We start from the raw sequence: 13,904 nt of genomic DNA on the forward strand, positions 1-13,904 counted from the left end.
TTCTAAATACCGACTGGAATTGAATCATGAAAAAAGGGCTGCTTTGCTTATTTTTACTCTTGTTTATCAGTGCCCCTAGCCTAGCCGAAGAAGAGAAAGCCGGCGGCATTGCTTACTATGCCTTCGAACCCGATATTATCACCAACTACATCAAACCCGGCAAACGCATTGGTTATGTTCGCGTTGCCGTGGAATTTCAACTCGCGAGCGCCAGTGATTTAGCCGTGATTGAACATCACGATCCCTTGCTGCGTGATGCCATGATCGAGATTTTTGGCCGCCAAGATGAGCAAAAAATTAAATCGTTAACCGGACGCGAAGAAATCCGTGATGCGTGTTTACAGCAAGTGAACAAATTATTAGTGCAAGAAGCGGGGATCAAGGGCGTCAGCAATGTGATCTTCACTAAGTATATGTACCAGTAGCAGCCGCATCTTTCGCCGAGCGAGCTCGCCTCCCACAGGCTTCTAGGACCAACTAAACCTTTGCAGAGTATTTAAGTGGGTGATGCACGTAGGAGCCGCAGTAATGCGGCGATAATTGTAAGCGAAAATAGTAATGGTTAGAACACAAATCGCCCCATCACTGGGGCTCCCACAACATCCTATCAAAACCAGATTAATCGGTTGTTAGCTTCCACAAATGCCTACCAAGACAAGATTAATCCGTGGTTAACACACGCAAAATTTCTAAACACGCCCCTATGGTGTGATAGTCAATTTTTGCGCCAGGGCGGGCGATAGTTGGATCTAACACTTGATTATTCGCATCCAATAAGCGCCACCAAGGCTGGTGTTTTTGCTCACAAAAATGCTGCCAGCTATAATCCCAAAGCTGATCGTAACATTGCCAGTAAACTTCTTTGTTGGTCGCTTTTGCTAGCAGCGCTGCCGCTGCCATGGACTCGGCCTGTACCCAAAAGTACTTGTCATCATCACAAATATTACCATCTGGGCCAAACCCGTAATATAGGCCGCCATGCTCTTTATCCCATGCCGTGGTCCAAGCGGCATTAAACAAACTTTCAGCCGTGATCAACAACCAAGGCTGTGCACTATGGCGATATATCAGTAACAGTAATTTAGCCCACTCGGTTAAATGGCCGGGCTGAAAGCCCCAAGGGCGATATAAATTTTTAGGATCGTCTTTGTTATAATCCCAATCTACTTGCCAGTGCTTGCTGTAATGCTCCCAAATCAGACCATTGGTGGTTTGCGTTTGGCGGATACAGATGTTTTCAGCAATCAGTAAAGCACGATCGAGATAGCGCTGCTCCTGAGTGGCTTCATAAGCCGCTATCATAGCCTCACAAGCATGCATATTGGCATTTTGACCACGATAGTCGCTGTAGTTTTGCCAATCCGTGCAGGCCTCGTCGGCATACAAACCATATTCGGGCTGCCAAAAACGCTGCTCAAGTAAGTCAAAAGTCGCTTCTAATCCTTGCTTAGCATCGCTTAGACCGGCATTTAACGCGCCCGCATGCATCAACAAAACAAACGCCAAACCGTAACAATAGTTATCTTGATCTTGGGCTTGCTCGCCCTGCATCACCCAATTGTAGGCATTGCGCTTAGGATCAAAATGCTGCTTGCGCACATAATCAAAGCCGTGTTGCGCACTTTCAAGCCATGAAGCTTGGCCAAACTCCTTGGCACAAGTTGCAAACACCCAAGTGAGGCGCGTTGAACTCACCAGCTGTTTTACCTCACCCTCTTGATGTTCTCCGGTGGGCAACAAGGTTTGGTAAAAACCGCCTTGTGGATCAATCGCGTGTTGTTGGTAAAACTGTGTAAGTTGTTCTATGTGCGTTTTGATAAAGCTAGGATCACGAAACTGACCTGTCATGCATTTCTCCCCAGTGTGGAATAATGGTTGCGATACCCAGTGAGACCCCATCAAGGGATCGTGTTCTATTGAATATCGTTTAAGCTAGGTAAAGCACTCCATGCTCCTTGATGGGTGACAGCAAACGCGCCGCCCATCACGGCCGTGTTCATCGCCAACGACCAAATTGAATCACTGTTACTTGCAACCGCATCATGCAAAGTGGCCTTATTCACTAAGTTATTGGCCAACATGGCATACAACCAAGCACCAATAAAGGCATCCCCCCCGCCTGTGGTATCCACCACCTTCACCTCAGGCGTGGCTTGACTGAGCTGACACTGCGGCAGGTAAAGTTGCACTGGATTGGGGCCATCGGTCACTAACACTAAACTTGGACCTAAGGTTAACAAGTATTGTGCAAACGCGTCGCTAGTTTCATCACCGGCTAAAAATGCCAGCTCTTCTAAGCTAAGTTTGACCATGTCGCAGTAACAAATGCAATCTAGCACGCGCGAGCGGATCCGACTTGGATCGCGCCACAACGGCAGACGCAAATTGACATCAAAGCTAGTTAAAAAGCCGGCCTGCTGAGCTTGCTGTAAGCCACGCAAGGTTGTATCAAATAAGGTTTCATGGGTTAAGGTGTTAGAGCAGATATGGAAAATACCTTCACCCTCAAAAATCCCCTGATCGAAATAGTCAGGATCAAAATGCAGATCGGCAGTGTTTTCACGAGCGAAGGTAAAAGAGCGCTCGCCGGATCCGTCTAACGAAACAAAGGCCATCGGGGTCGCGTGTTTTGGATCGCGACATAAATGTTGGGTATTGACCCCCATCTGCGCTAATGATTGGCGTAAAAACTCACCGGCATCGTCTTGGCCCACTGCCCCCACAAAACGCGCATCAACACCTAGCTTGGCCAAGGCCACCGCCACATTAGCAGGGGCACCACCTGGGAACTGACCTTTGACTGGAATACTTAATTCACCAAATTGACGATTTTCAAGGGGGATCCAATCAACTAACAACTCACCAAAGGTAATCACATGGGCCATAAACAACTCCAAATAAAACGCTACTGACCAAAGATAGTATCACTTCGCCAGAATATAAAAGTCGATTAGATTAATTTTTTACATAAAAAAAGAGAAAGTTACTAACTTTCTCTTTTTCCGTTTTTGTTTTAGCACAATCGTTTGTTACGACTGAATTTGCGTTATTCGCGTTTCCCAATAAGCTTGACCCAAGCCTATTAACAAGCCAAATAAATGCACCATATTGGCAACCGATGGACCAACTAAATCAAAGAAGCCCAACACCAGCCATGCTGCCATAAAGATCATCAAGGGGTTGGGCAAACCTAAACCACCAGCAGGATTACGCACCCCAGTTAACCACACATACCCGGCTAACGCATACACTACCCCTGACAAGCCACCAAAGTTTGGCCCTTCCAGATAAAACTGAATGGTATTGGGAATGATGGAGGCGATTAAAAACAGTGAGAGTAGCTTGGCACTGCTTTTGTGTTTTTCTATTAACCCGCCTAAGTGCCACCACCATAATAAATTGAATACGATGTGTAACACGCTGAAATGCAAGAGACTCGGGCTAAAGAATCGCCAAATCTCCATCGAGTGAAAACTACTAGCATGAGGGAAAAACTGCAGTGCTTGATATATTGGGCGAAAAAATCCCGAAATGCTGAGCAAATATATCACTAAACTCGCGGCAAAAATCACTAACGTTAAAGGGCCGGCATGAAACAAGAAATCACGCAGCAACAAGGCGCCACCACCTTGATAGCCTAAATCATCCTTAGCTTGTCCCACTTCCCAGCTGGCTTTTAAGTATTTATCTGCATTGGGGTTTTGCACAAACAAGCGCAACTCGGCTAACGCCGCTTCATAATCTTGTTCATTAACATCAATGGCGACCGAGGTTTCATCCCGTCGGATCCGACACGTCACCCCTTGGGTTTGCATGTAATCCACATAAGCCTGTGCCAGCCTAGGGTTATCTAATACGATTAGCTCAATCAAGTTCACCTCAACGTCAGTCTATTGCGCCGCAACAACCTCAAAGCTACGACGCCAGATATCCATACCACCGTCCATGCTGTAAACCTCATCATAGCCTTGGTTGAGCAAAAACTGCGCCGCCCCTTGGCTTGAATTACCGTGATAGCACACCACGATCACCGGGGTCTCAAAATCAACCTGCTCAATAAAGGCACCCAGACGCTCATTGGTTAAATGAAATGCCCCTTCGATATGCCCCGCCTTAAAAGACTCAGGATCGCGAATATCCGCTATCACCACCTTGCCTTGTTTAATTTTTTCTGCCGTTTCCGGTACCGAAATATGACCAAACTGATCCATCATGATTGATTGCTCCCACTTTTTTGCCATCAGTTTAACATGGCATGGAAAAAGCCCAACCCTGAAGATAATGGGGATATCACAAAGAAATGAGGGTTAGCTAATAGAAATTTTCACTATTAGTATCACTGCGCTCCGCAATTTTTATACTTGGAAAGTACACAACGCTCAGCCATGCTTTCAGCTATAACTATTTCTTGCTGACTTAACCCCAAAAAAGCAGATTGAACAATAGGATAATCAAACACACCAGAGTTTACACCGCTTTTCTGTAATACTAACAACCACATATATAATAATTTCGCGTCTGGTTTCAGTAGAAAACTCTTGGAAAATATGGTGTTTATCATGAATTGAGCTTGTGGGGTCCCTTGAGCTGCAGCCAATCTAAACCATTTCTTCGCTTTAGTGTAGCTTTGAGGAACGCCTAAACCTTTATAATGCATAAACCCAAGATTGTATTGTGACTCAGCACTTCCTTTATCGGCAGCAAGATTAAACCACTTAAAAGCCTCTGACTCGCTTTTTTTGATGCCTTTACCTGTAAAATATAGTGTTCCAACAGCATGCATAGCGTGTTCATCCCCTTGCTCAGCAGCTAGTAAAAACCATTGAAATGCTTTTTGAAAGTTTTGTGGCAATCCAACACCATCATAATACCTATTTCCAAGGTAATACTGTGCAGTCGGATCCCCATTTTTCGCAGCAAGTTGATACCACTTCAAAGCCTCTTCAGGATCTTTAGCTCCCCCTTTTCCAACTGACAACATCCACCCAAGGAGAGCCTGCGCTTGAACGTAGTCCTGCTCAGCTGCAAGCCGACACCATTTCAAAGCAGTATCATACTCTTGAGGTACTCCCGTACCTTTAAGATACCTGCGAGCAAGCGCGTATTGTGCATTAGCCACACCTTGATCAGCTGCAAGACGATACCATTTCAGTGCTTCTTCGTGATTTTGTGCCTCTCCTTTTCCTTCAGCAAGCATCCATCCTAGATTTGTTTGAGCTTGGGCTAAACCTTGGTTAGCCGATAACCGATACCATTTAATAGCCTCTTCATCGCTTTGGGGGACTCCTTCACCCTTTGCAAACATCAACCCTAAATTGAACTGTGAATCAACCCAGCCCTTCACCGCAGCAGAATGAAACCAATTAGCAGCATGACTTAGGTCTTTGTCTACACCTTGCCCCTCTCTATATATAACACCAAGATTATGCATAGCTGGCACATGCCCTTCCTTAGCAGCTCGTAAATACCACTTCAATGCCTGCTCATAACTTTGAACTAGCCCAAAGCCATTGTAATACCTGTTTCCAATTAAAAACTGTGCATTCGTTATGCCTTGCTCAGCTGCAAGCAGGTACCACTTCGAAGATTCTTGGAGATTTTTTGGCTCTCCTTTCCCCTTAGCTAACATCCAGCCCAAATTTGCCTGAGCCAGGGCGTACCCTTGATTAGCTGAAAGCCTATACCATTTGATAGCCTCTTTATAATCCCGAGGGGTCCCTAAGCCATTAGCATAGGTTATCCCCAAATTGTATTGTGATTTGGCAAACCCTTTTTCTGCCGCAGAGCGAAACCATGCTATTGCGTCAGGATAACTTACTTTTACCCCCATACCTTCGGTATACATTCTCCCGAGATTATGCATGGCTTTAACATTACCTTGTTTAGCGGCCAAACTAGACCATTTTAAGGCATTTTTGAAATCAGGAGGAACTCCATCGCCGTACAAATAGATCCATCCCAGTTGACCTTGAGCTAAGCTGTTACCTTGTAAGGCAGCAAGTCGATACCACTTAATAGACTCATCAATATTTTTAAATACTCCAATGCCATTCCAATACATATAACCCAATTTAAGTTGAGCCTCAGCCAGTCCCTGATTTGCAGCTGAAAGGAACCATTTAGCTGCCTGCTCATCACTCTGCGGAACCCCATTACCTTCATGATAGTCCTGACCGATTTGAAGCTGGACAATAGCATCACTTTGTTCAGCCAATAAATGGCGATTTGAATTAACTACCGACTTAGAAGATTGAACATTTCCTAGTCCGAGAAAGTAAATAAATATAAACAGTAAAATTCGTTTCATTGGGTCAGGCCTTGAGGTATATCGGGAAGGGTTGTGGGTAGAAATTGCTAAGAATGAGTTGCACAATTCAATTTAACCAATAGGGAATAATCAGTTTGAGGTAATGTAACGAGACAAAAAACCAGTCTAGCCTCGTTACACATATTTGTCGCCTCACCCGCTACTCAGAATAATAGAAGTAAAGCAAAAACTTAGAACAACCAATTCGCACTATCTTCGTTAAAATTATTAGTTTCGCCACGGTGATCTATTAAACCATCATTATCGACATCAAGATCTAACACTACGTCAGAATAATAACTATCATACGCTCGTGTTACGGTTAGCTTGCTGTTATCACCGGTAAAAGTTACGCCTTCGGTATCGGCATCATAGCCTAACTCTACTGATCCATATTTAGTGCTCACTAGCTTACCCGAAGCCGCCACGGGCACCACATTACTCTGGCTCGAATTAAAGGTCAGATGCACATTTTCTAAAGCGACCGTTTCGTTCAGAATATTATTAATTACTTGAGTATTAGCACGCTCTTGATAAAGATTGGCCGATTGACGAGTGAAAACTAAGGACCCCATATTTGTAAAGTCAATACCATAAGATGTATCTTCGGTGCTAATACGGTAATCAAGATAGCTAGCAGACGCATAGTCAATAACACTATCTGAGTTTTTATCTTCAGCAACTATCTTAATTGCCCCCGACGTAACAACTACAGGGTTGCCTTCCCTACAGTCAATAAATTGCATGTTCACAGTAGCCTTAGTTTCACTGCCTTCAAGATCCGTTACAATCTCACCACCTTGGGTACAAGGGTAGATTGAACTATTACGCGGGAACTGGCTCATATTAAAAAGCTCACGAACCTGCTCTCGCAAGTCACTTTCATACAAAGCCGCCTCAGCAAATAAATACGATGCTTCTTGATCTAACTTCGCTGCTTTAGCCTCAACCGGTGGAAGTACAATCTCGGCATCCTTACTGCCAGATCCACCCGAACCACCACACGCAACCAAAGCCGACGAAAGCGCAACAACTAAAACAGCCTTATTCATAAATCCCTCAAAAAATAGTCAAACAACTTCGCCGCGCAGTCTAGCAGACTTGAAATACAAAAACTTGATAAAAAATAAAAAACGATGAGCTGAAAGGTAACCCAATCGGATGCCAGTGAAGATTAATTAACAAACAAAATAAACCTGTTTTGGCATATGTGATCCAACATATAGAACAGCCCCCTTTTATGACATAATATGTCAAGGTGTTAGCACTGAAGCACAATGCCGCTGATTATGATTTAAGCCCTAAATAGAAAGATTGGAACCGCCCCATAACACAACCAAAGGCCATACCATGAAAATACTACTATTTTTCTTCGTCTACTTTGTTTCTTGTTATGCTCACGCTGCATTCAAAGAACAAACCGTCCACTTAGATACGGAAACAGGCCACCTTGTCGGCAGCTTGCTTTATGACCAAGCAGCAACCAACGCCCCCCTTGCCTTGCTGATTGCGGGCTCTGGTCCAACGGATCGCAACGGCAATAACCCGAGTATGCACAACAACTCACTGAAAATGTTGGCTCAAGCCCTAGCGCAAGCCGGTATTGCCTCACTACGCTACGACAAACGAGGCGTGGCAGAAAGTAAAGAGGCAGGGCTAGCAGAAACGGATTTGCGCTTTAATCAGTACGTTAACGATGCCGCCGCTTGGTTGAATCTTGCTCGACAAGAATATGGCTTTAAACATCTGGTAGTGATAGGCCACAGCGAGGGCTCGTTGATCGGCATGCTGGTCTCACAACAAGCAGAAGTCAGTCAATTTATATCCATTGCCGGAGCTGGACAGCGCATCGACAAGATCCTACTTCGCCAGTTAGCGACTCAGCCCGCTGTTGTGGTAAAGCAAACTTCGACTATCCTAGAGCAGCTATTAAAAGGAGCAAGCGTGGCCGATGTACCGCCCTATCTCAATGCTCTATTTCGTCCTAGTGTTCAGCCTTATATGATCTCATGGCTAAAATACGATCCACAGCTGGAGATCGCCAAGCTCAAGCAACCGGTATTAATTATACAAGGTACAACCGACTTACAAGTGACTGTGGAAGATGCCGAACTGCTTGCCCAAGCAAATCCCAAAGCAATAAAGCAAATCATTCCAGAGATGAACCATGTGCTAAAAACCACTCCTCTTGAGGGTGAGCAAAATATCCAAAGCTACAATCAACCGGATCTACCGATCAATAGTGAGTTGGTGCAAGCCATTACGACCTTTATTAAACAATAAGGTATATTAATCATGTCATTAGAGGCACCCGTTCGGGGAAGCGCGCGTTGTTTTTCGCCGAGCAAGCTCGCCTCCCACGGGGTTCAGGTGGTGATAAATGTAGGAGGCCCTGTCATGGGCCGATAAATGACTTAAAAGTAATCTAAGTAGGTAGCGTATCACTGCCATTATCCCTCAAGGTGATAATGGCAGTGTCAATGATGAGCCCATAGCCAATCAAGCACTAGGCTTATGGGTTAATTAACCAATGATCTGGGTAACCATCCATATTTTTGTCGCTGTTTTGCTCACCTTGACTGGCTGATAATGGATTAAGAGAATTGTCCCTTTCAAACTTATCATTGATACCATCACCATCCGTATCCCAACGGCCTGCACTGTAACATGCCTGCTCACCTAGATTATTATAAGGGGTTGAACAACTTGCCCATTCGGTCACATTCGTGATGCCATCTCGGTCACTATCTAAGCTTGCATTTTGGGTTAGGCTAACATTGGTTATTTGAGCAGCAACCGCACTCGTGTCACCGCCATTACCGCTATCGCCCCAAGTAATAACCGAACCATCTTTGCGCAGCGCAGCCATAACATAGTCACCGGCGAAGAGAGCCACCACAGCGACATCACCATTGAGTTCGGTCGCCACACTTGAGCTATCTCCTGCATAGTCAGGATCACCCCAAGTGATCACCGAGCCATCTTTACGCAGTGCCGCAAAGGCTTCACTAGCAGCGACCACATTAACGACATCGAGATCATCATTGCTGCCATCAAGTTGCGCCGCTACGGCACTACTGTCACCACCAGAGCTGCTCCCGCCCCAAGTGATTAACGAGCCGTCGGCGCGTAATGCAGCGAAGGCATAATATTTACCGTACACCTTAATCACATCTTGCGCATCGTTTGAGCCATCTAATGCGCCAGCCACACTGCTACTGTCTCCACCCCAGTTGGCTCGGCCCCAAGTGACTAACGAGCCGTCGGCGCGTAATGCAGCGAAGGCATTATTATGAGAATAGAGCTGAGTCACATCTTGGCTATCATTGGTGCCATTAATCTCGAGAGCCACCGAGCTGCTGTCACCGCCATAATTAGATTGCCCCCAAGATATGACCGAGCCATCGGCGCGCAGCGCAGCAAAAGCAGAAGAAGTGCCGGCCACTTGCACCACATCCTTAGCATCTGTACTGCCGTCAATTTCACTGGCGACCCCTGTACTATCCCCCCCGTTACTTGCATTACCCCAAGTAACCAATGAGCCATCTTGGCGCAAGGCAGCAAAAGCCGATGAAGTGCTAAAGACATTCACCACATCTTGCGCATCATTACTGCCATCAAGGGCCGCAACCGCTGTGTTATCACCGCCAAAGGCATTATCGCCCCACACAATCACAGATCCGTCTTTGCGCACAGCAGCAAAAGCTCCTTCTGTGGCATAAATCTGCACGACATCTTTAGCGTCGTTACTGCCATCTAGCTCCGCGGTTACGCCTGTGGTATCACCGCCGCTTAAGGCGTTACCCCATGCCACCACTGAACCATCCTTGCGCAAAGCGGCAAACGCACTATCATTACTGTAGATCGCAACAACATCTTTAGTATCATTGGCGCCGTCAAGCTCAGCGGCAACAGCACTTAAGTCTCCACCAACACTGGCACTTCCCCAAGCGACCACCGAGCCATCGGCTCGTAATGCAGCATAAGCATTATCGGTTGATTTAACTGAAATCACATCCTGCGCATCATTGCTGCCATCAATTTGCGCCGCAACCGCGCTGCTATCTCCCCCTTTGGCTGCAAAGCCCCAAGTGATCACCGCACCGTCTTCTGCTTGAGCGGCAATCGCCCCAGTATTGAAGATAACATTGGTCATGGCCGCATGAGTGACATTAAGCTGATAGCTGGCTTGCAGTGCAGGAAAACCACTATTAGCCCCTTGCTCGGCCGTAATGGTTGTAGCGCCTACTTTGAGCAGGCTGACTAAGCCATTTTGATCAACAGTGGCAACCGTCTTATCACTGGAATCGTAACTGATTGCGCCACCTTGACCGCCACTGGCAACGCGTGTAAATGAAGTATCACTTAAAGCAACCTGAGTATCAGCCCCTAAGCTTAAAGCGGGTGCAACCGTCAGTTCATAGCTGTCGCTTTGTGCTTGGTAATTATCGGTTTCAGCTTCTGTTACGGTAATGGTTGCACTACCCGCTGCGACCACAGTCACTAAACCCGCTGCGTCGACCGTGGCAACACTGCTATTACTAGAAGCGTAGCTCACTACACCGCCATTACCGCCACTGACAACCTGGCTAAAAGCAGTATCACCCAGCACCTTTTTCACGTCAGCGCCAGCATTTATCGCGCTGCCATTAAGGCCTGCCGCTTTAGCTACCACTAGGGTATAACTGTCACTTTGCGCGGAATAATCAGTGGTGGCTGCCTCTGTGGCCGTGATTTCGGTTGTTCCTGCACCCACTATGGTAACTACACCTGCATCATTAACCGTTGCAACGTCAGTATCACTAGAAAGATAACTCACATCACCACCATTGCCCCCCGTCGCAGTGCGTGTAAATGAGGCATCACCGAACACTTTATTGATGCTTGCCCCCATATCCAAAGCAACCGAAGGCGCAGGCGTTGGCTCAGAAGTTGGTGTGGGCGTGGGGGCAACTGTCGGCTCAGGAGAAGGCGTTGGCGCGACTGTTGGCTCTGGTGTAGGAGTTGGCGTCGCCGTTGGTGTTACTGTTGGTGTTACTGTTGGCGCTATTGTCGGCGCTATCGTCGGAGTCATGGTTGGCGCAACAGTTGGCGCTAGCGTGGCTGTTGGTTCAACCGTCGGCTCAGGTGATGGTAGAGAAGTGGGAACGATAATAGGTCCAGATGTGGGGACAATCGTCGGGACAATCGTTGGTTCAGTCGTCGGTTCAACTGGTGGCAAACTCACTTCAACAGTCGGTGCTAAAGTGGGCGCTAAGGTAGGCGCAACCACCGAAGGGGTTTCTGTATCAGCTGGAGCATTTGAGTGACTGTCATTGTTACAGCCACTCACTAACAGCACAGCTCCACCAATTAATAAGGATTTAGTTGTAATTGCTATCGACATAGGGGGTGTTTATTTCTTTATTATCACTCAGAGGAGTGGGTATTATTATGTTAAATAAAACCGGATGCAAATTTTTGCCTAAAGTTTGAACAGTTCGCTGTCGCAGATTGAGTGGCACTTCCCCATTACAGACCAACACAGTTCATGATTTATCAACAGCATTAGTTGTTTATTACCAAATGACCATGGTGGTTAGCTTAAAACTGATCGTCAAAGCGATTACCTTCTATTGGACGCCCCCCATAATTACCACCGCCCAACACCACACAGCTAACAACAAAAAGAAACAGTGAGATGATGGCAAGTAGTGGCAACCAGCCATTGTAAAGAGGGAGCTCAGAGCGGACATCCGTATAAATACAAGCGACCGCAAAACTGACCAAACTGATCACTAACAACCCAATCCAATATTTCATCTTTGCCTCACAAAAGTAAAAATAAAATCAATATAGCAAGTTTTAGCGTGTGACGGGAGGCCTGACTATGGGCTTACTAAACTTGGTAACTTTAGCGAAACATAGCGGAATTAATTGCAGCATGACTGCTGCTCCCACAAGGACCTTGAAGCCCCTGTGGTTGCATTAAGCTCACCTTAATGGGACAAAAATAGTTTATACGCGGGGTTTTGGGTTTCTTCTTTCACTTCATAGCCCAGTTTGTCTAGGTGGCCATTAAATTCGTCATTGTCCTGTGCTGGCAAACTAAAGCCCGCTAGTACACGGCCGTATGCGGCGCCGTGGTTACGGTAGTGAAATAAGGTGATGTTCCAGCGAGTGCCTAAGGTTTGCAAAAACTTCATTAACGCGCCCGGCTGCTCGGGAAATTCAAAGCTAAACAAGCGCTCTTCGATGGCGCTGTTAGGTCGCCCGCCCACCATGTAGCGCACGTGCAACTTGGCCATTTCATCGTTGGATAAATCCACCACGGGGTAGCCCGCTTGCACTAGATTGTCGGACAGTTGATGCAGCTCGTCAAAACCGCCCGGGATGCGCACGCCAACAAACACATTGGCTTGTTTATCGCTGGCATAGCGGTAGTTAAATTCGGTGATGGCGCGGCCACCTAACATATTGATAAATTCCAGAAACGCACCGGTGCGCTCAGGAATCGTCACCGCCAGCACGCCTTCTTTTTGCTCACCGAGCTCACAGCGCTCCGAAACATAACGTAGGCTATGAAAGTTCATATTGGCGCCGCTTAGGATGGCTGCCATGCGCTGATCCGCTAGCTGATGCAGTTGAGCATAGCGCTTTAAGCCAGCGAGAGACAGTGCGCCTGAAGGCTCAGAGATGGCGCGCGTATCTTCAAATACATCCTTCACCGCGGCGCAGATTTCATCTGTGCTGACGGTGATCACTTCATCTAGGTATTGCTGACACAAACGAAAGGTTTCGGTGCCGATGGTTTTTACCGCCACGCCATCGGCGAATAGGCCGACTTTTTCGAGCTCGGTCGGCTGGCCCGTTTCTAACGCGACTTTTAAACAAGCCGAATCTTGAGATTCAACACCGATCACCTTGACCTGTGGCATCAGCTGCTTCACAAATACCGCCACTCCAGCGGCTAAACCACCGCCGCCAACAGGCACAAAAATATGGGTTAAATGGGTATCTTGCTGCAGCAACTCCTTGCCAACCGTGCCTTGGCCGGCAATCACTTCGGCGTCATCAAACGGTGGGATCAAGGTATAGCCTTGATTGGCAGCCAGTTGCTTAGCGTGCTGACTGGCTTCATCAAAACTGTTGCCCACCAGCTCTACTTGTGCGCCCAGTTCGCGCACCGACGACACCTTAATATCTGGGGTGGTTTGCGGCATCACGATAATGGCTTTAATGCCCATTTTCGCTGCCGACATGGCGACGCCTTGGGCGTGATTACCTGCCGATGCGGCCACCACACCTTGGCTTTTTTGCCCATCGGATAGCGAAGCCAGCTTGTTATAAGCTCCGCGCAATTTAAACGAATGCACCGGCTGCTGGTCTTCACGCTTTAGCAACACTTGGTTATTAATGCGCTGGCTGAGCTTTTTTAACGGCTGCAGTGGGGTCTCAACCGCGGCTTCATAAACCGGCGCCAAGAGTATTTTCTTTAAGTATTCTGCTGCACTATGCATTTGCTCTGCCATCTTAACCTCGTTAGCTGTCACTCATTTGCTGCGATTTACTTCCATATGGACAATCAACGCAGACAAAAAAGGGCCGTTACAGGCCC

General features: G+C 46.9%; 11 protein-coding genes. 2 read left to right on the forward strand and 9 right to left on the reverse strand.

What is annotated here, in order from left to right; all coding sequences use genetic code 11:
- Window positions 1-26: 26 nt before the first annotated feature.
- Window positions 27-425: a flagellar basal body-associated protein FliL gene (locus K6Y21_RS13065; RefSeq protein WP_233072287.1), complete on the forward strand. Its 399-nt coding sequence runs from the start codon at window positions 27-29 to the stop codon at window positions 423-425.
- A 235-nt stretch (window positions 426-660) separates the two neighbouring features.
- Here K6Y21_RS13065 and K6Y21_RS13070 read toward each other — a convergent pair whose 3' ends face one another.
- The 6 genes from K6Y21_RS13070 to K6Y21_RS13095 all read right to left on the reverse strand — a co-directional run bounded on the left by K6Y21_RS13070 (window position 661) and on the right by K6Y21_RS13095 (window position 7,359).
- Entirely contained in the window at window positions 661-1,848 is a 1,188-nt protein-coding gene (locus K6Y21_RS13070; RefSeq protein WP_233072288.1) for an AGE family epimerase/isomerase, read from the reverse strand.
- Window positions 1,849-1,913: 65 nt separating this feature from the next.
- Window positions 1,914-2,885: a carbohydrate kinase family protein gene (locus K6Y21_RS13075; RefSeq protein ID WP_233072289.1), complete on the reverse strand. Its 972-nt coding sequence runs from the start codon at window positions 2,883-2,885 to the stop codon at window positions 1,914-1,916.
- 144 nt (window positions 2,886-3,029) lie between these two features.
- A complete protein-coding gene (gene glpG, locus K6Y21_RS13080) occupies window positions 3,030-3,872 on the reverse strand; it encodes a rhomboid family intramembrane serine protease GlpG (RefSeq protein ID WP_233072290.1) in 843 nt (280 codons plus the stop codon).
- A gap of 18 nt (window positions 3,873-3,890) precedes the next feature.
- Window positions 3,891-4,211 (reverse strand): thiosulfate sulfurtransferase GlpE, encoded by a 321-nt coding sequence (gene glpE / locus K6Y21_RS13085; protein ID WP_233072359.1) that lies wholly within the window; start codon window positions 4,209-4,211, stop codon window positions 3,891-3,893.
- A 125-nt stretch (window positions 4,212-4,336) separates the two neighbouring features.
- Window positions 4,337-6,307: a tetratricopeptide repeat protein gene (locus K6Y21_RS13090; protein WP_233072291.1), complete on the reverse strand. Its 1,971-nt coding sequence runs from the start codon at window positions 6,305-6,307 to the stop codon at window positions 4,337-4,339.
- Between the two features lie 191 nt (window positions 6,308-6,498).
- On the reverse strand, window positions 6,499-7,359 hold the full coding sequence (locus K6Y21_RS13095) for a hypothetical protein (protein WP_233072292.1): 861 nt from the start codon (window positions 7,357-7,359) through the stop codon (window positions 6,499-6,501).
- 298 nt (window positions 7,360-7,657) lie between these two features.
- Here K6Y21_RS13095 and K6Y21_RS13100 point away from each other — a divergent pair, with 298 nt between their 5' ends.
- Window positions 7,658-8,590: an alpha/beta hydrolase gene (locus K6Y21_RS13100; protein WP_233072293.1), complete on the forward strand. Its 933-nt coding sequence runs from the start codon at window positions 7,658-7,660 to the stop codon at window positions 8,588-8,590.
- A 229-nt stretch (window positions 8,591-8,819) separates the two neighbouring features.
- Here K6Y21_RS13100 and K6Y21_RS13105 read toward each other — a convergent pair whose 3' ends face one another.
- From K6Y21_RS13105 to ilvA, 3 genes are all read right to left on the reverse strand, one after another.
- Window positions 8,820-11,693 (reverse strand): immunoglobulin-like domain-containing protein, encoded by a 2,874-nt coding sequence (locus tag K6Y21_RS13105; RefSeq protein WP_233072294.1) that lies wholly within the window; start codon window positions 11,691-11,693, stop codon window positions 8,820-8,822.
- Window positions 11,694-11,890: 197 nt separating this feature from the next.
- Complete coding sequence (locus tag K6Y21_RS13110) at window positions 11,891-12,109, reverse strand: hypothetical protein (protein WP_233072295.1); 219 nt, start codon at window positions 12,107-12,109, stop codon at window positions 11,891-11,893.
- A gap of 176 nt (window positions 12,110-12,285) precedes the next feature.
- Window positions 12,286-13,818 (reverse strand): threonine ammonia-lyase, biosynthetic, encoded by a 1,533-nt coding sequence (gene ilvA / locus K6Y21_RS13115; protein WP_233072296.1) that lies wholly within the window; start codon window positions 13,816-13,818, stop codon window positions 12,286-12,288.
- Window positions 13,819-13,904 lie beyond the last annotated feature (86 nt).

The sequence above is a fragment of the Motilimonas eburnea genome, assembly GCF_021295345.1.
In the GTDB taxonomy this organism is placed as follows: domain Bacteria; phylum Pseudomonadota; class Gammaproteobacteria; order Enterobacterales; family CBDFNC01; genus Motilimonas; species Motilimonas eburnea.

Excerpts from the sequence above, each read along its gene's own strand:
- K6Y21_RS13065 (WP_233072287.1), top strand. The coding sequence starts at position 27 with ATGAAAAAAGGGCTGCTTTGCTTATTTTTACTCTTGTTTATCAGTGCC.
- K6Y21_RS13070 (WP_233072288.1), bottom strand. The coding sequence starts at position 1,848 with ATGACAGGTCAGTTTCGTGATCCTAGCTTTATCAAAACGCACATAGAA.
- K6Y21_RS13075 (WP_233072289.1), bottom strand. The coding sequence starts at position 2,885 with ATGGCCCATGTGATTACCTTTGGTGAGTTGTTAGTTGATTGGATCCCC.
- glpE (WP_233072359.1), bottom strand. The coding sequence starts at position 4,211 with ATGGATCAGTTTGGTCATATTTCGGTACCGGAAACGGCAGAAAAAATT.
- K6Y21_RS13090 (WP_233072291.1), bottom strand. The coding sequence starts at position 6,307 with ATGAAACGAATTTTACTGTTTATATTTATTTACTTTCTCGGACTAGGA.
- K6Y21_RS13095 (WP_233072292.1), bottom strand. The coding sequence starts at position 7,359 with ATGAATAAGGCTGTTTTAGTTGTTGCGCTTTCGTCGGCTTTGGTTGCG.
- K6Y21_RS13100 (WP_233072293.1), top strand. The coding sequence starts at position 7,658 with ATGAAAATACTACTATTTTTCTTCGTCTACTTTGTTTCTTGTTATGCT.
- K6Y21_RS13105 (WP_233072294.1), bottom strand. The coding sequence starts at position 11,693 with ATGTCGATAGCAATTACAACTAAATCCTTATTAATTGGTGGAGCTGTG.
- K6Y21_RS13110 (WP_233072295.1), bottom strand. The coding sequence starts at position 12,109 with ATGAAATATTGGATTGGGTTGTTAGTGATCAGTTTGGTCAGTTTTGCG.
- ilvA (WP_233072296.1), bottom strand. The coding sequence starts at position 13,818 with ATGGCAGAGCAAATGCATAGTGCAGCAGAATACTTAAAGAAAATACTC.